Below are 16239 nucleotides of genomic sequence, written 5' to 3'. Positions count from 1 at the left end.
GGATTCGATCCAGCTGGCGGCGACGAATCGGTTCCGTCGCCGCCGGGATCGTCGTCGGCGCGGCGTTGTGCTCGCCGGCTGCGGCGTGGATGGGTGCGCCGCCCGCGCATGCCGAGCCCGCCGCCGGCCCGATCACCACACCCTTCGCGACCCCCGACACCGACCGCTGTCCGCATCGCGTCACGCCCCCCGCCGCGGTGGACGAGTCGGAGGTCGTCGCGCCCGGATCGTCGACACCCGCGCCGCTCCCCGTGCCCAACCCCGCCGTCGGCGGCGAGGCGTTATCGGCGTGCGGTGTCATCGCCGAGCCCGGCGCCGGCCCGATCCCGCAACGGCTGACCTCGGCGGCCTGGCTGGTGGCCGACCTCGACAGCGGGGCGGTGATCGCCGCGAAGGACCCGCATGGACGCTATCGGCCGGCGTCGACGATCAAGGTGCTGCTGGCGCTCGCCGTGCTGCGCGCAGGCATCCCGATGGACCGGGTGGTCACCGCCACACCGGAGGACTGGAGCGCCGAGGGCGACTCGTGTGGTCTCGGGCCGGGCGGACACTACACCGTCCGCGACATGATGATCGGCCTGCTGATGGTGTCGGGCAACGACTGCGCGCACGTGCTCGCCCGCGAACTCGGCGGCGTCGACACGACCCTCGAGACGATGAACAGCCTGGCCCACAGCCTGCATGCGGACGACACCCGCGCGGCGAGTCCGTCGGGACTCGATGCCGCCGGAATGTCGACGTCCCCCTACGATCTGGCCCTGATCTTCCGCGCCGCGATGGCCGAACCCGCGTTTCGCGAGTTCGTCGCGATGCCCACCTACCGGTTTCCCGGATACCCCAAACGTGCCGACGTGCCCGGCGACACCGACCATCCCGCCTACATGATGCAGACGTCGAATCATCTCGTCCTCGAAGGTGATCCGGGTGCGCTCGGCGGTAAGACCGGCTACACCGACGATGCATTGAAGACCTATGTGGGAGCCGTCCACCGCGACGGACGCACCGTCCTCGTCGTGCAGATGTACGGTCTGTCCACCGCCGACGACAACTACTGGACCCAAGCCCGCTCACTCGTCGACTACGGCGTGCACGCGGGCCGCGAGTACGCCGTCGGCCGGCTGGTGTCTCCGGTGGCCCCGTCCCCCGACGCCGCGCCGACGACGGACGCGCCGCGTGACACCCGGGCCGCCACCCAGCGCGCCGCGGCCGGTCAGGATCAGGCCCCGAAGTGGTCGATCCGCATTCTCATCGGACTCCTGTGTGCATTGGCGGCACTCGGATCGCTCGCCGTGGGACTTCGCCTGTTCTCCCGGCGGTGAGCGCGGTCGCGGCGGGCGCGGCAGAGCACGTCGCGGTCAGCGCCGCAGCACCCAGCCGGTCGCGGCGCTGATCGCGGCGCCCACTGCGAGCGCCGCTGCCACCGCTCCCGCTCGCGGTACCGGATTGACCTCGTAGCTCGGCCGCACCACGACCGGCGCCGGCTGCTCGGCCTCGTCCGGGTCGACCACCTGATATGGCTCGTTGATCGGATCGGTCGCACACCATGCGCTGGCGTAGAGGATGATCCGCGACGCCAGGTACGCGAAGACCATCACACCGAGGATCGGGCCGAAGGCGAGACCGGCGGGACTGCTGAGCACGGACCGAAGGTAGATGCCGCCGACGGCCTTGAGGATCTCGAAGACCACCGCGGTGGCCAGTCCCGCCTTGAGCACATTGCGGAACGGGACCCCCGACAGCGGCAGCCGGTAGAGCACGAACGAGAACAGCATCCACGACGCGAACACGGCGATCACGAGCGCCACCGCACGCACCACCACGGGCGTCCAGGAGGCGTCCTCGATGTGCAGCCAGCCGAGGATCCTCACGATGAGGCTGCTGTTGGCCAACGTGGTGAGGGCGAGCGTGACCAGGAACGCGAGTCCGAGCAGGATGAAGGTGAGCAGGTCGAACACCTTGGACAGCACAGCATTTCGATTCACACGCCCGCCGTACATCTCGGTCATCGCCAGCCGGACGCCGGAGATCCAGCCGATGCCGGTGAACGCGGCACCGAGCAGACCGATCACACCGACGGTGGCGCGTGAATCGATCGCCGAGTCGATGGCCTTCTCCAGGGTGGTGCCGAGTTGACCGGGCATCGCCTTGACGATCGCATCCTTGATGTCGTCGATCAGTTCGGGGTGATTGACGAGAACGAAGGCGGCGATCGCGAACGCCACCATCGTGATCGGCACGATCGCGAGGATGCCGTTGAAACTGATGCTCGCGGCGTAGAGGTTTCCACGTCGGTCGCCATAGCGTTCGACGGTGCGTAACAGATGATCCAACCAGCCCCACCGCTCACGCGCCGCGGCGTACTCCTGCTTGCCGCGCGCGACCACACCCTTCGCCGAGTCGACCACCGAACTCATCGCCTACCGCCTCTTGTGTGTCGGCGCGCGAGCCCCCGACGGCTGTCGCATGGGCCGGTCGGTGAAACGGTCGGGGAATCGTCGCGCTAGGACGTGGAGCGCACCGGCGCCATGAATCCCACCTTGTCATACACGTCGCGCAGTGTGGCCGAAGCGATGGTGCGCGCGCGTTCGGCTCCGGCTGCGAGAACCTCATCGAGGTAGCCGGGATCGTCGAGGAGTTCCTGGACCCGACCGCGCAGCGGCGTCACGAAATCGGTGAGGATCTCGGCGGTGTCGACCTTGAGCTCGCCGTATCCCTTGCCGTCGTATTTGGCCACGAGGTCGTCGACACCCACCCCCGTCAGCGCCGACTGGATGGTCAGCAGATTGCTGACGCCGGGCTTGGTGGCGGGGTCGAAAGCGATGTCGGTGCCCGTGTCGGTGACCGCGGATCGGATCTTCTTCGCCGACCGCTTCGGGTCGTCGAGCAGGTTGATCAGCCCCTTGTCGGTCTCGGCGGACTTGCTCATCTTCGCGGTGGGATTCTGCAGATCGTAGATCTTGGCGAATTCCTTGACGATGTGTGCCTGCGGCACCTTGAACGCCGTGCCGAACCGTTTGTCGAACCGCTGGGCGAGGTCGCGGGTGAGTTCGAGATGCTGACGCTGATCCTCGCCCACGGGAACGAGATCCACCTGGAACGCCAGGATGTCGGCGGCCATCAGGATCGGATAGGTGAACAGCCCCACCCCCGCCGAGTCGACACCCTGTTTCGCGGTCTTGTCCTTGAACTGGGTCATCCGGCTGGCCTCGCCGAACCCGGTGATACAGCTGAGCACCCAGGTGAGCTGCGCGATCTCGGGAATGTGGGACTGCACGTAGACGGTGGCCCGGCGGGGGTCGACGCCGACGGCCAGCAACTGGGCCACCGACAGCCGGGTGCGGTCGGCGAGCGTCTTGGGATCGAACGCGACGGTCAGCGCGTGCATGTCGGGGATGAAGTAGAAGGCGTCGAACTCGTCCTGCAGCTCGACCCACTGGCGCACGGCCCCGAGGTAGTTGCCGAGGTGGAAGGAATCGCTGGTCGGCTGGATACCCGACAGCACCCGCCGGCGGGGTGCCGGGACGGCTTCTGGGACGTCGTTCATGGATTCCAGTCTCTCAGACGGCGTCACTCGAATATCACCGTGACCGGCGCGTGATCCGACCAGCGACGGTCGTACGCCTGCGCCCGGTCGACGAAGCCCTTGACCGCTCGTCGCGCCAACGCCCGGTTGGCGAGCAGATAGTCGATGCGCCACCCCGAATCGTTGTCGAACGCCTTGCCACGCCACGACCACCAGGAGTACGGCCCGTCGACGTCGGGATGCAGGTCGCGCACGACGTCGGACCATCCCGTCCGCAGGAGGTCGGCGACCCAGGCACGCTCGTGCGGGAGAAACCCGGGGCTGCGCAGGTTGCCCTTCCAGTTCTTGATGTCGGGCTCGGCGGGGGCGATGTTCCAGTCACCACCGACCACCACGGGGCGGCGACGACGGGCGAGCGTCGCCAGGTGGCCACCGAAGTCGCCGAGGAAGCGCTTCTTCTCCTCGTACTTGGCGGCATCCTTGTCCGTGGAACCCGCGGCCGGTGCGGCGGCGCCCTTCGGCAGATACAGGCTCGCAACGGTGACCGGACCCGACGACGTGGGCACGTCGGCTTCGAGATACCTTCCGGTGGAATCGAATTCGTCGCTGCCGAAGCCGACCCGCACCGCCGTCGGCTCGGTCCGGCTGAGCACTCCGACGCCGGCGTGGCCTTTCACCGTCGACTCCGACATCCGCAGGTGCCAGCCGTCGTCGAGCGCGGGGCCCAGCGCCTCGCGGGCTTGCTCCTCGCTCGCGCGGATCTCCTGCAGGAGCACGATGTCGGAGTCCGCGGACGCCAGCCAGGGCAGCAGGCCGGGGTTGAGTTCCGACCGCTGCTTGGTCGCGGCGCGGATTCCGTTCACATTCACGGTGGTGATCGCTGTCGGCACGGGGTACCACATTACGGAGCACGATGACATCGGCCCCGGCGTCCCGCCCATAATCCGGATCGAGTCCAGAAGGTTAGCAACCCTTGCACCCTGCCGGCTTTTATGTAAACCTTGCCTAACAAGATTGCGAGGTGCCCGATGTTCGTCTGCATATGCCGTGCCGTCACCGTCGACGAGGTCCACGAGCACTGTGACGCCGGCGCGCACACTCCCGATGCGGTCAGCGAGCGCTGCGGCGCGGGCGAGGGCTGCGGCACCTGCGTGGAACGACTCGCACAGATCGTGACCACGCGTGTCGCCGGAAAGGTCGCTCACACGAGCGCAGCCTAACCTGACCTGCGAAGACCGCCCGCGTGGAATGATCCCGCGGGGGCTTCTGTCGTGTTACGTTCGCTGGCACCACCAGCCGAACGGAGACAGCCATGCGCGGGGATGACGAGGTCATCGCACTACTCAACGAGCAGCTCACCAGCGAGCTGACGGCGATCAACCAATACTTCCTGCACTCCAAGATGCAGGACAACTGGGGCCTGACCGAACTGGCCGCCAAGACCAGGGCCGAATCGATCGAGGAGATGACCCACGCGGAGATCCTGACCGATCGCATCCTGTTCCTCGAAGGTCTCCCCAACTACCAGAAGCTGCTGCCGCTGCGCATCGGGCAGACCCTGCGCGAGCAGTTCGAGTCCGACCTGGCCATCGAGATCGAGGTGGTGGACCGCCTCAAGCCCGGCATCGCCATGTGCCGGGAGAAGCAGGACATCACCACCGCGAAGATCTTCGAGGAGATCCTCAAGGACGAGGAGCACCACATCGACTACCTCGAGACGCAGCTCGAACTCCTCGACAAGCTCGGCGAACCGCTCTACCTGTCGAAGTCGGTGGCCACTCCACCCGACGTAGGCTGATCCGCACCCGCACCCTCGACCACTTCCCGTCGAGCGTGCCCAGAACCCCGTCGAGCGTGCCCAGAACCCCGTCGAGCGTGCCCAGAACCCCGTCGAGCGTGCCCAGAACCCCGTCGAGCGTGCCCACCCGCTAACACCGCGACGCCCAGCACGGCGACGCCGGCCAACGCGAGACCGGCGCCGAGCACCGACGGAGCGCGGTAGCCAAGGCCGGCCGCGATCACCAGTCCGCCGAGCCACGCGCCCGACGCATTCGCGACGTTGAGCGCGGAGTGGTTGAGCGCGGCGGCCAGGGTCTGGGCGTCGTCGGCGACGTCCATGAGCCGGGTCTGTAGCGCAGGCACCATCGCGGTGCCGGTCACGCCGACGCAGAAGGTCAGCATGAGAGCGACCCAGGCGTACTGGACCAGGAGCGCGAAGGCCAGCAGGGCGACGGTGATGGCGAGCAGCCCGCCCAGGATGGCCATCGGTACGCTGCGGTCGGCCGCGGCGCCACCCACCAGGTTGCCCACCACCATGCCGAGCCCGAAGAGCATCAGCGCGATCGGGATGAATCCCACCGGAATCCCGGCCAGGCTGGTGAGCGCCGTGTTCAGGTAGGTGTAGAACGCGAACATCCCGCCGAAGCCCACGACGCCGATCGCGAGTGTGAACCACACCTGCGAGCGTCGTAGCGCCCCGAGTTCGGTCATCGGGTCGGTCACCGCCATGTCGGTCAGCGGTGGCAGGTAGACGGCGAGCGCGGCGATCGTCGAGATGCCGATGACCACCACGACCGCGAAAGCGCTGCGCCAACCGAGGTTTTCGCCGAGCCAGGTGGCCAGCGGAACTCCGGCCACGTTGGCCACCGACAACCCCAGCAACACCAGTCCTACCGCCTTGGCGCGTTTGCGCGGACCCGCCAGATGCGCGGCCACGAGCGCGGCGACCCCGAAGTAGGCGCCGTGCGGGATTCCGGCCACGAATCGCGCGGCGATCAGCAGCCCGAAGCCCGGTGCGAGCACGGTGGCGGCGTTGCCGACGGTGAACGCCACCATCAGGGCGATGAGCAGTGTCCGCCGGGATACCCGTGCGGTGAGTGCTGCGATCAGCGGGGCGCCGACCACCACGCCGAGCGCATAGGCGGACACCACGTATCCGGCGGTGGGCTCACTGACCCGTAGCGAACCGGCGATGTTGGGCAGCAGACCCATGGCGACGAACTCGGTGGTACCGATACCGAAGCCGCCGAGAGCCATCGCGATGATCGCGCCGCGGTGCGCTGACAAGCCATTCCGGCTGGGGTCGGTGCCATGCCGCGCGACGGAGGTGGCGGGAGTGGACATTGTTGTGGCAACGAACCCACCCGTCGGACCCATACCCCCATACGACGGTGAGATCGTTCACACGACGCGGGCGTACCGGCGATCACGTCGTGCGGCGCTCTCTTCGGTCGGAGACCTCACTCCTCCGAGTTCGAGGTGGTGTTGGCGGAGGTGCTGGTGTCGCCGCCTTTATGCTGCTCCTGCTGCTCGCCGCCTTGTTGCTGCTCGCCGCCTTGTTGCTGCTCGCCGCCTTGTTGCTGCTCGCCGCCTTGTTGCTGCTCGCCGCCTTGTTGCTGCTCGCCGCCTTGCTGTTGCTCGCCGCCTTGCTGCTGGTTCTGCTGCTCGCCACCTTGCTGCTGGTTCTGCTGCTCGCCACCTTGCTGCTGGCCTTCGCCGCTCAGCTGATGATCATCGCCGGATTGCTGCTGCCCACCACCCGACGACGGCTGCTGCTCTTGGGTCACAGACTTCTCGACCTTTTCGGCCGGATGCGGTGCGTCGGTGGACGTGACACCCGCGTTCTCGTCGACGGCCATCAGGGTGCTCGCCTGCGTGCCGGGGCTCGTGTCCGGGAGCGTCGTATGCGGCAGGATCGACTGCAACCAGTTCACCGTGGCCACCAGCGACGGGCGGTATGCCGGTCCCGGTGCCACCGGGGGCAACCCCGCGATCACCGACGCCCAATACGACAGCTTGTTGACCGGCATCAGCACGATGCTCTTCCCGCTGGCCTTGAGTGCGGCGACTCCCTCACCCCACAACTCGGGATTCCAGGTGAACAGGCCGACCACCGTGTTCTGGAAGGCGTACAGATCGGGCAGATAGCCGCCGTAGCCGAGTTGCGGCAGCTGCGGCAACCAGCCCATCGCGAACCGGATCGGCGGTTGGAAGGTGCTGAGCTGGATGCCGAAGATATCCGGCAGCACCAGCCGGTACTGCAGGAGGTCCGGGACGGTCCAGTTGAGGCCGATCTTGTCGACGAACTCCTGCGTCAGGATCGCCGCCGACGACGGCACCACCAGCACGCACGTGCTGGTCGACGTTCCGGCGGCGGTCGCGCACTGTAACCGCTTGGGCCCCCATGCGTCCCAATACGAGCCGTTGGTCGCCGACAGCATCATGTACCACGGGTACAGGCCGTGCTTCACCCAATAGCCCGCGAGCCCGTCGAGAGCGCCGATGGGATCGTGCAGCGGGTCGGGGAGATCGCAGATCGGGTCACCGGAAAAACACACTGTGGTGACCGGCAGTCCGCCGAAGTCGTCGTCGGCGCGCGCTCCGGCCATCGTCAGGCCGGGGATGACTCCCACGAGCACGAGCTCGATTCCTTCGCCGTAGAGGGTTCCGGCTTGTCGCGGATCGGAGTAGAGCAGGCCCGACACCTTGCTCTTGTCGTATGTACCGGTCGTGTCGGTGCCGATGATGGTGAGCGCGTCGCCGGCGATCCCCGCGCCCTGTGAGTAACCGACGATGACGACGGGGGAGTCCGGGCAGCGGGACTGGTAGCTCGACACCGTCGCCAGGGTGGCCTGCACCCCCTGCGCTTGACTGTTGTCGAAGCCGAACGAGCCGAGTGGCCAGATCGTGGCCGGGTAGGTCGCGCGCTCGATCGTGTACCCGGAGTACTGCGATTGATTCTGGACTCCGAAATAGGGTTGGGTGAGCAAGTTGCCGTTGGAGTCCCAGGTTCCGCCGACAATGACGAGCGCACCGTTGCCGCAATCCGCGGAATCCTCGGCCCGGGCCACCCCCGCACCGAAGGTCTGACCGAGCGCCAGGAGCACGGCCATGATGGCCGCGGTCCCGATCAAGGCCATCACGGTGAATGTCTTACGGAGACCCACGGCGCTCATCATCGCTTCCTCACCCTCAACTGCCCACAGGCATCAAATCCATTCTAGATCCGCCATGTCGACGCGATGATTCAATACCGCAGATAGCACCTGAATCCGCCGCGATTGGCCCGATCGGACGACATCACGCGCGCAGTCGCACCGCTCTCACCTGCCCGATGTCCACCGGTGAAACCAGGCTGCGTCAGAGGGTTCTCACCATGTTGCGTCCGTGTTATATCCTTGACGCCAGGTCATGAGCATCAGCGTGAAGCCCCGGCTTGCTGATCGGCAACCCTCCAACCGCGGTGGGGTGCTCCGGGTGATGACCGGGTTGTGGGACGGCCGCACAGGCCTCCCCGGCAAGCGCGGGTCCGAAGGTCGGACCCCAACAGGGTCACCGTGCCCTGCCGACCGCAGAAAGTGATCTATACCCATGTCTGACGTAGCCAACAGTGGCAACGAGAACATCGCCGAACAGGACCCGACGGCTTCCTGGAGTTTCGAGACCAAGCAGATCCACGCCGGCCAGAGCTCCGATGCCACCACCAATGCGCGGGCACTGCCGATTTACCAGACCACGTCGTACACCTTCAACGACACCGCACACGCCGCGAACCTCTTCGCGCTCGCCGAGCCGGGCAACATCTACACGCGCATCATGAACCCGACGCAGGACGTCGTGGAGCAGCGCCTGGCCGCACTCGAAGGTGGCGTCGCGGCCCTGCTGGTGGCGTCGGGCCAGGCTGCGGAGACCTACGCGATCCTCAACATCGTCGAGAACGGCGGACACGTCGTCTCCAGCCCACGCCTCTACGGCGGCACCTACAACCTGTTCCACTACACGCTGCCCAAGCTGGGCGTCGAGGTGAGCTTCGTCGACGACCCCGAGGACCTCAACTCGTGGCAGGCCGCCGTCCGCGACAACACCCGGGCGTTCTACGGTGAGTCGATCTCCAACCCCGACAACGAGATCCTCGACATCGAGGGCATCTCCGAGGTGGCGCACCGCAACGGTGTTCCGCTCATCGTCGACAACACCGTCGCCACGCCGTACCTGCTCAATCCGCTGGCCCACGGCGCCGACATCGTCGTGCACTCGGCCACCAAGTACATCGGCGGACACGGCACCGCGATCGGCGGCGTGATCGTCGACGGCGGCACCTTCGACTGGCGCGTGCAACGTGACGGGAAGGATCTGTTCCCGGGGTTCACCACGCCCGACCCGAGCTATCACGGTGCGGTGTTCGCCGATCTCGGCGCACCCGCGTACGCGTTGAAGGCCCGCGTGCAACTGCTGCGCGACACGGGCGCGGCGATCTCCCCGTTCAACGCGTTCCTGCTCGCCCAGGGACTCGAGACCTTGAGTCTTCGCGTCGAGCGTCACGTGGCCAACGCACAACGGGTGGCCGAGTACCTGAACAACCACGCCCAGGTGGAATCCGTCGCGTATGCGGGCCTGCCGTCGTCGCGGTGGTACGAGCGCGGCCAGAAGCTGGCCCCCAAGGGGCAGGGCGCGGTGATCGGATTCGAGATCGTCGGCGGCGTTGACGCGGGTAAGCGCTTCGTCGAGGCGCTGACGCTGCACAGCCATGTCGCCAACATCGGGGACGTGCGGTCGCTGGTGATCCACCCCGCATCGACCACGCACAGCCAGCTCACCCCCGAGGAGCAACTGGCGGCCGGTGTGACCCCCGGCCTGGTGCGGTTGGCCGTCGGCGTCGAAGGTATCGACGACATCCTCGCCGACCTCGACCGCGGCTTCCGCGCAGCGCAATAACACGATCAGGACAGGAGCGAGGTAACTCGTGTCGGTGAGCATCGACCCGCAGACGGATACCGCCGAGCAGCCCGACTGGGAGAACGTCCCGGACGGGCAGATGCTCAGCGCACGTCTCGGGTCGATGCCACTCGACAGCGGTGCGCGAATCGACAACGTGACGCTCGCATTCCAGCGCTGGGGACGGTTGTCGCCCGCGCGGGACAACGTGATCCTCGCGCTACACGCACTCACCGGCGACTCGCACGTCACCGGTCCGGCCGACGACGACCATCCCACCCCGGGCTGGTGGGACGGACTCGTCGGACCCGGACGTGCGATCGACACCGACGAGTGGTGTGTGATCTCCGCGAACGTGCTCGGCGGATGTCGCGGGTCGACGGGGCCGGCGTCGCTGGATTCCCAAGGGAGACCGTGGGGTTCACGTTTCCCGCAGATCACCGTCCTCGACCAGGTGCGAGCGGAGGTGGCCCTGATGGATCGCCTCGGCATCCGTGAGGTCGGGGCGGTGCTCGGCGGTTCGATGGGCGGTGCCCGCGCACTCGAGTGGATCATCGAATACCCCGAGCGGGTGCGCAGCGCACTAGTGCTGGCCGTCGGTGCCCGCGCGACCGCCGACCAGATCGGCACCCAGACCACCCAGATCGCCGCGATCACCTCCGATTCCCAGTGGCAGGGCGGCGATTACCACGGCACCGGGCACACGCCGACCGCCGGCATGGGTGTGGCACGACGCATCGCCCACCTCACCTATCGGAGCGAGGCCGAACTCGACGAGCGTTTCGCCAACAACCCCCAGGGCGACGAGAAGCCGTTGCGCGGTGGCCGCTACGCGGTGCAGAGCTATCTCGAGCACCAGGCGGACAAGCTCGTCGAACGTTTTGATCCCGGCAGCTACGTCGTGCTGTCGGAGGTACTCAACCACCACGACGTCGGCCGCGGTCGCGGCGGGGTCAAGGCCGCCCTCAATGGTTGTCGGGTGCCGGTGATCGTCGGCGGTATCGACTCGGATCGCCTGTACCCGTTGCGGTTACAGGTGGAGCTCGCCGAGGAGCTCGGCAACTGCATCGGTGGCCTGCAGGTGGTGCATTCCGACAACGGTCACGACGGATTCCTCACCGAGTTCGACGCGATCAGCGACCTACTCAAACGTACGGTGGCGCTGGCGCGGCGATAGCGCGGCCGCAGCGGCCCATCACGGCGGTGGCAGCAGTCCGGCCATCGGGGTTGTCGTCGTGGTCGACGGGGCGTCGTCGCGCGGTGGCTGCCGCGGCGTGGGAGAGGTCGACGGCGGCGTGGAGGGTCGCGACGGCCGAAGATTCGGCGGCAGCAGATCGGGCGGTATCGAAATGCCCGGTGGCAGTGGCAATGTCGGGCGCGTGGAGGTGGGCGGCGGCGTCGAGGTTTCGGGGACCACCGGCCGCGACGTCGCCGACAATGTCCGCGTCGCCACCGAGGTGGTGGGCGGCAGCTCGGTGGTCGCCCATCGGGGACCGGCCTCGTCGCGCTGCAGCCACGGGGTCTCGGTGGTCTGCGGAATCGGACTCGGCGCCTCGGCAGTACCCCGGGAGGTGACCGCCTCGGTGGTGGTGACATCCGTCGTCGCCGCCACCGAGGTACTGGCCGGCAGCACCGTTCTGCTCTGTCCGGTGAGGGCACTGTCCATCGCGTAGGCAGCCATCACCACCGCGGCCACGATCGCCGCCGCAACCGCGATCGGGACCGGCGAGAGCCACCGGCGGCGACGATTGCCGCCGAGGAACGCCAGACGCGACGGCGCCTGCGCACCCTGGCGGGCAAGCATCGCCGCGCCGGTCGCGGCGACCAATTCCGGATCCGACGGCGCGACGATGTCGGGGGCCGACGGCTCATCGGCGGGCACCATGTCGCGCAGCACGTCCAGATTGGCGAGGCCACCGACCAGTACGACGGCATCGGCGGGGTGCTCCGACAAGTAGCGTCCGAGCACTTCGCGTGCCCGTTCGATGAGTGGGCGCGCCGCTGACTCCACGTCGGCGAGGGTGATGAAGAGCCGACCGTCGGTATCCGAATCAGTCACCCGCGCAACGGATTCGACCGGGGCTACACCCCCGGCCTCCTCCTTGGACATCCGCGCTGCACGCAACAGCGCGGTGCGGTCGGACCGCGCGGTCAGCCGTTGCCCGACGTCCGGTCGCGCATCGGCGAGATGGTCGGCGATGGCGTCGTCGAGTAGACGACCGCCGAGCACATCGGTTCGCTCGAACCCCGAGATCGCGCTGTCCGATGTCCGCACGGTGTACAGGCTCATGCCCGTGTCGCCGCAATCGGCCACCACGACGTTGCGGTAACGGTCGATCTGACCGGTGCCGGTCAGATACGCGACAACGGCCGCCTCCTCGGAGACCAACTGCACCTGGCGCCGCGTGCCCGACCCTCCCCACCGCGACGTGCGGCGGCGCATTCCCTCCCGCGCGGCCACCCCGATGGGCCCCACCCTGTGTCCACGTTCACGCGCCGCGTCGAGCACGAGGTCGATACCCGCGTTGACGCGCCCGACCTCGTCGAGCCCATCGCTGCGGTCCACCTCGATGACCCGGGAGTCGACCACGTTGCGACCAGCGGCGTCCCGGGTCAACAGGACGTAATGAATCATCCCCTGACCTGCGGACACACCCAACGACGTCATCTCGTCGGTGGTGTGGTCTCCGGTCTCGAACGTCGAAGTGATGGGTCCCCTGCCGTCCTCGTGTATGTGCTGGTTGTGTGCTGTGTGGTGGCGCCTCGGACCCAGCCGGACCGGGTCACAAGTCGTTGGCCACCGTAATCAATCTGTGCCCAACGGGTCGATCGACGTGGCCAGCCAGAGCATCACCCCGCCGACCGACGCCAAGCAGAAGACGTCGAAAGCCCGCCCCCGGACCTGCAGCAACCCTACCCGGGACGTGGGCAGCAGGGCCCGCAGCAACGACCCGAGAACGAGTGCGGAACCGAAGACGAAGGCTCCGCGACGCCATCGGTCGAACAGCACCAGCGCCGCGGCGACCACCACGCCCAGCATGACCAGCAGGTAGGGGATCTGCACGAGGTACCGGCGCACACGCCGCGCCCGGCGCAACTGCGCCACGCGGGCGTCGGTGGCGGCACTCACCGGGCCGCACCCTGAGCCGATGCCGCCAGCTGCGCCTCGGCGCGTTCGATCACGTTCACCAGCAAGAATGCGCGGGTCAACGGTCCGACCCCGCCCGGATTCGGCGAGACGTACCCGGCGACGTCCCACACGTCGGGCGCCACGTCGCCGACCAGACCGTCGGCGGTACGGCTGACACCCACGTCGATCACCGCCGCACCGGGCTTGACCATGTCGGCGGTGACGAGATGCGGTACCCCGGCGGCGGCAATCACGATGTCGGCGCGCGAAACCTCGGCGGCGAGGTCCCGGGTTCCGGTGTGGCACAGGGTGACCGTGGCGTTCTCGCTGCGGCGGGTAAGGAGCAAGCCGATGGGCCGGCCGATGGTGACCCCACGGCCCACCACCGTGACGCGCGCCCCCGCGAGCGGGATGTCGTAGCGGCGCAGCAGGTGGATCACCCCGCGCGGCGTACACGGGAGCGTCGACTCCTTGCCCAGCACGAGGCGCCCCAGGTTGATCGGATGCAGGCCGTCGGCGTCCTTGGCAGGATCGATGCGCTCGAGGGCGGCGTTCTCGTCGAGGTGCCGCGGCAACGGGAGTTGCACGATGTACCCCGTGCAGCCCGGGTCGGCGTTGAGTTCGTCGATCGCGGCGTTGAGGTCTGCGGTGGTGGCGTCGGCGGGCAGATCCTTGCGGATCGACGCGATGCCGATCTTGGCGCAATCGAAGTGTTTGCCCTTCACATACGAGTGTGAACCCGGATCGTCGCCCACGAGGATGGTGCCCAGGCCGGGCATCACACCGGCCATACGTAGTGCGTCGACCCGCTCGCGGAGGTCGGCGAAGATCTCGTCGCGGGTCAGCTTGCCATCGAGTCGTATCGCACTCACCCGTCCATTGTTCCATTCTGAGGGTTCCATCCGGGAGGTGGCCGATCCGACCGCAACCCCGCCGCGGGATACAGTGCGTCCATGTCGGGTCAGGCAGTCTCCGCGATCTCGCCCGGGGACGTCACGGCCGCGCGGGCGAGAATCGACGGCCATCTGCGTCGCACGCCGATCCTGCGCACCGGGATCGACACGCCTTCCGGCCCGGTGGACGTGGTATTCAAACTCGAGTTCACGCAGCTCGGCGGCTGCTTCAAGCCGCGCGGAAGCCTCAATGCGGTACTCCACGCGCGCGAGCAGGGGATCTTGGGCGACACGGGTGTGATGGTGGCCTCCGGCGGCAACGCCGCGATCGGTGCCGCATGGGCGGCGCGTATCACCCGCACCCACTGCACCGTGGTGGTGCCCGAGACGGCCCCATCGGTGAAGGTGGCGGCGCTGCGGGCGTTGGGGGCCGACGTCCATCTGGTGGGACAGATCTATCAGGACGCCGCCGATCACGCCGCGGCGCGGGCCGAGGAGACCGGCGCGCTGCTGCTGCACGCCTACGATCTGCCCGACGTGGTCGCCGGCGCCGGCACGATCGGCGCCGAGCTCCGCGAGGAGGTCGACGGGCCGCTGACCACCGTCGTGTGCGTGGGCGGCGGCGGATTGCTCGGCGGACTCGCGGCCGAGATGCGCCCCGGCGACCGGCTGATCGGTGCCGAACCGGAGGGTGCGTCGTGCCTGCATGGTGCCGTGGCCGCGGGCCACCCGGTTTCGGTGCGGCCGGAAAGCGTTGCCGCCGATTCGCTGGGCGCCACCCGCGTCGGCGACATCTGCTGGGCCACCATCGCGGGCCGCGACGTCGAGAGTGTGGTGGTGTCCGACGACGACATCATCGCCGCCCGCCGGATGCTGTGGCAACGATGGCGCATCGTGGTGGAGCACGGCACCGCCACCGCGGTGGCCGCGGTCACCACCGGGGCCGCGCAACCCGCCGCCGACTCCACGCTGTGTGTGGTGCTGTGCGGCGCCAACACGTCACTCGACGGGCTCTGACGGATCGAGCGTGCCCATAATCCCGTCGAGCGTGCCCATAATCCCGTCGAGCGTGCCCACAACCGAGTCGACCGTGCCCATATCGGCGAATCTTCCATGTGCCACCCTCGATATGAGACGACGACGCGTCGTGCGCTGCGAGACCGAGTGCGCTTCGGCGCAGTTCCACGACACGAGGCCCGAGGAATTCACTTGTTCCGAATGATGTTCTATCAGCCCTGCATTCCGCCCAACACCGGCAATGCGATCCGGTTGGCCGCCAACACCGGCTGCGAACTCCACCTCATCGAGCCGCTCGGGTTCTCCATGTCGGACGCCCAAGTGAGGCGTGCAGGGCTCGATTACCACGAAATGGCCACTGTCACAGTTCATCCCGATCTCGATCGGGCCTTCGACGCACTGGCCCCGCGTCGGGTGTTCGCGTTCACCGCGCATGCCGAACGCTTCTATACCGACGTCGATTACCAGCCGGGTGATGTCCTACTGTTCGGACCTGAACCCACCGGACTGCCCGACGAGGTCCTCGACGATGACCGGGTCACCGACCAGATCCGTATACCCATGCTTGCCGGGCGCCGCTCACACAATCTGGCGAACGCCGCGAGCATCGTCGTCTATGAGGCGTGGCGACAGAACGGATTCGACGGAGCCGTCTAGTCGAAACCGGGCACGCTCAACCGCGATGTGGGCACGCTCGACGCGGATCTGGGCACGCTCGACTCAGCCGACGCGGAAGCGCTTGGTGCGCGCGGTGGCGCCGCCGACGAGGGCCACCTTGCTCTTGGGAACACCGAGATGCTTGGCCAGCAGTTCGGCGATCGCCTTGTTCGCCTTGCCCTCGGTCGCGGGTTCACGCACGTAGATGGTGATCGAACCGTCGGGTCCGGTCTCCACCAGCGGCCCCTTTCGGCTGCTCGGCTTGGCCGTGACGATCACCTGTTGTGCCATCTCTCGTCTCTCGC

General features: G+C 67.7%; 16 protein-coding genes and 1 riboswitch. Of the genes, 7 read left to right on the top strand and 9 right to left on the bottom strand.

What is annotated here, in order from left to right; genetic code table 11:
• The first annotated feature begins 2 nt into the window (after positions 1–2).
• Positions 3–1319, top strand: coding sequence for a D-alanyl-D-alanine carboxypeptidase family protein (locus ACWDSI_RS02790; protein WP_449755705.1), 1317 nt, complete (start codon positions 3–5; stop codon positions 1317–1319).
• Positions 1320–1355: 36 nt separating this feature from the next.
• Here ACWDSI_RS02790 and ACWDSI_RS02785 read toward each other — a convergent pair whose 3' ends face one another.
• The 3 genes from ACWDSI_RS02785 to ACWDSI_RS02775 form a co-directional block, all read right to left on the bottom strand.
• Positions 1356–2414, bottom strand: a complete 1059-nt coding sequence (locus ACWDSI_RS02785) for a YhjD/YihY/BrkB family envelope integrity protein (RefSeq protein ID WP_449755601.1) — start codon at positions 2412–2414, stop codon at positions 1356–1358.
• Between the two features lie 86 nt (positions 2415–2500).
• Positions 2501–3544 carry a tryptophan--tRNA ligase gene (trpS, locus tag ACWDSI_RS02780; RefSeq protein WP_449755600.1) on the bottom strand — a complete coding sequence of 348 codons (1044 nt, stop codon included), beginning with the start codon at positions 3542–3544 and terminating at the stop codon, positions 2501–2503.
• 23 nt (positions 3545–3567) lie between these two features.
• Positions 3568–4413, bottom strand: a complete 846-nt coding sequence (locus ACWDSI_RS02775) for an exodeoxyribonuclease III (protein ID WP_449755599.1) — start codon at positions 4411–4413, stop codon at positions 3568–3570.
• Between the two features lie 138 nt (positions 4414–4551).
• Here ACWDSI_RS02775 and ACWDSI_RS02770 point away from each other — a divergent pair, with 138 nt between their 5' ends.
• Together ACWDSI_RS02770 and bfr are read left to right on the top strand one after the other, a co-directional pair.
• Complete coding sequence (locus ACWDSI_RS02770) at positions 4552–4743, top strand: (2Fe-2S)-binding protein (RefSeq protein ID WP_449755598.1); 192 nt, start codon at positions 4552–4554, stop codon at positions 4741–4743.
• A 92-nt stretch (positions 4744–4835) separates the two neighbouring features.
• Positions 4836–5321, top strand: a complete 486-nt coding sequence (gene bfr / locus ACWDSI_RS02765) for a bacterioferritin (RefSeq protein WP_449746105.1) — start codon at positions 4836–4838, stop codon at positions 5319–5321.
• On the opposite strand, the gene ACWDSI_RS02760 is transcribed toward bfr, so the two are convergent.
• Both ACWDSI_RS02760 and ACWDSI_RS02755 read right to left on the bottom strand, forming a co-directional pair.
• Complete coding sequence (locus ACWDSI_RS02760; protein WP_449755704.1) at positions 5279–6559, bottom strand: MFS transporter; 1281 nt, start codon at positions 6557–6559, stop codon at positions 5279–5281. The two genes, bfr and ACWDSI_RS02760, sit on opposite strands and share 43 nt — an antisense overlap.
• 203 nt (positions 6560–6762) lie before the next feature.
• Complete coding sequence (locus tag ACWDSI_RS02755; RefSeq protein WP_449755597.1) at positions 6763–8478, bottom strand: cutinase family protein; 1716 nt, start codon at positions 8476–8478, stop codon at positions 6763–6765.
• Positions 8479–8709: 231 nt separating this feature from the next.
• Positions 8710–8832, top strand: a riboswitch (SAM riboswitch).
• A 61-nt stretch (positions 8833–8893) separates the two neighbouring features.
• Here ACWDSI_RS02755 and ACWDSI_RS02750 point away from each other — a divergent pair.
• Positions 8894–10237 (top strand): bifunctional o-acetylhomoserine/o-acetylserine sulfhydrylase, encoded by a 1344-nt coding sequence (locus ACWDSI_RS02750; RefSeq protein ID WP_449755596.1) that lies wholly within the window; start codon positions 8894–8896, stop codon positions 10235–10237.
• Positions 10238–10265: 28 nt separating this feature from the next.
• The gene (metX, locus tag ACWDSI_RS02745; protein WP_449746110.1) at positions 10266–11414 is read left to right on the top strand and encodes a homoserine O-acetyltransferase MetX; all 1149 of its coding nucleotides are present in this window, start codon (positions 10266–10268) and stop codon (positions 11412–11414) included.
• An 18-nt stretch (positions 11415–11432) separates the two neighbouring features.
• Here metX and ACWDSI_RS02740 read toward each other — a convergent pair whose 3' ends face one another.
• The 3 genes from ACWDSI_RS02740 to ACWDSI_RS02730 form a co-directional block, all read right to left on the bottom strand.
• Positions 11433–12872, bottom strand: coding sequence for a hypothetical protein (locus ACWDSI_RS02740; RefSeq protein WP_449755595.1), 1440 nt, complete (start codon positions 12870–12872; stop codon positions 11433–11435).
• Between the two features lie 171 nt (positions 12873–13043).
• Positions 13044–13367 carry a DUF3017 domain-containing protein gene (locus ACWDSI_RS02735; protein ID WP_449746112.1) on the bottom strand — a complete coding sequence of 108 codons (324 nt, stop codon included), beginning with the start codon at positions 13365–13367 and terminating at the stop codon, positions 13044–13046.
• Positions 13364–14239 (bottom strand): bifunctional methylenetetrahydrofolate dehydrogenase/methenyltetrahydrofolate cyclohydrolase, encoded by an 876-nt coding sequence (locus ACWDSI_RS02730; RefSeq protein ID WP_449755594.1) that lies wholly within the window; start codon positions 14237–14239, stop codon positions 13364–13366. The genes ACWDSI_RS02735 and ACWDSI_RS02730 overlap by 4 nt, the downstream gene beginning before the upstream one ends.
• An 81-nt stretch (positions 14240–14320) precedes the next feature.
• Here ACWDSI_RS02730 and ACWDSI_RS02725 point away from each other — a divergent pair, with 81 nt between their 5' ends.
• Together ACWDSI_RS02725 and ACWDSI_RS02720 are read left to right on the top strand one after the other, a co-directional pair.
• Positions 14321–15277, top strand: a complete 957-nt coding sequence (locus ACWDSI_RS02725) for a serine/threonine dehydratase (RefSeq protein ID WP_449755593.1) — start codon at positions 14321–14323, stop codon at positions 15275–15277.
• Positions 15278–15469: 192 nt separating this feature from the next.
• On the top strand, positions 15470–15934 hold the full coding sequence (locus ACWDSI_RS02720) for a tRNA (cytidine(34)-2'-O)-methyltransferase (RefSeq protein ID WP_449755592.1): 465 nt from the start codon (positions 15470–15472) through the stop codon (positions 15932–15934).
• 63 nt (positions 15935–15997) lie between these two features.
• Here the strand turns inward: ACWDSI_RS02720 and ACWDSI_RS02715 are convergent, their stop codons facing one another.
• A complete protein-coding gene (locus tag ACWDSI_RS02715; RefSeq protein ID WP_449746117.1) occupies positions 15998–16225 on the bottom strand; it encodes a DUF167 domain-containing protein in 228 nt (75 codons plus the stop codon).
• Positions 16226–16239 lie beyond the last annotated feature (14 nt).

It is taken from the genome of Gordonia sp. NPDC003429 (genome assembly GCF_053588575.1).
This window is presented reverse-complemented; position numbering and strand designations above follow the sequence as displayed.

Coding starts and splice junctions, on each gene's coding strand:
- ACWDSI_RS02750 (WP_449755596.1), top strand. CDS start 8,894: ATGTCTGACGTAGCCAACAGTGGCAACGAGAACATCGCCGAACAGGAC.
- ACWDSI_RS02755 (WP_449755597.1), bottom strand. CDS start 8,478: ATGAGCGCCGTGGGTCTCCGTAAGACATTCACCGTGATGGCCTTGATC.
- bfr (WP_449746105.1), top strand. CDS start 4,836: ATGCGCGGGGATGACGAGGTCATCGCACTACTCAACGAGCAGCTCACC.
- ACWDSI_RS02760 (WP_449755704.1), bottom strand. CDS start 6,559: ATGGCTCTCGGCGGCTTCGGTATCGGTACCACCGAGTTCGTCGCCATG.
- trpS (WP_449755600.1), bottom strand. CDS start 3,544: ATGAACGACGTCCCAGAAGCCGTCCCGGCACCCCGCCGGCGGGTGCTG.
- ACWDSI_RS02785 (WP_449755601.1), bottom strand. CDS start 2,414: ATGAGTTCGGTGGTCGACTCGGCGAAGGGTGTGGTCGCGCGCGGCAAG.
- ACWDSI_RS02770 (WP_449755598.1), top strand. CDS start 4,552: ATGTTCGTCTGCATATGCCGTGCCGTCACCGTCGACGAGGTCCACGAG.
- ACWDSI_RS02715 (WP_449746117.1), bottom strand. CDS start 16,225: ATGGCACAACAGGTGATCGTCACGGCCAAGCCGAGCAGCCGAAAGGGG.
- ACWDSI_RS02740 (WP_449755595.1), bottom strand. CDS start 12,872: ATGATTCATTACGTCCTGTTGACCCGGGACGCCGCTGGTCGCAACGTG.
- ACWDSI_RS02725 (WP_449755593.1), top strand. CDS start 14,321: ATGTCGGGTCAGGCAGTCTCCGCGATCTCGCCCGGGGACGTCACGGCC.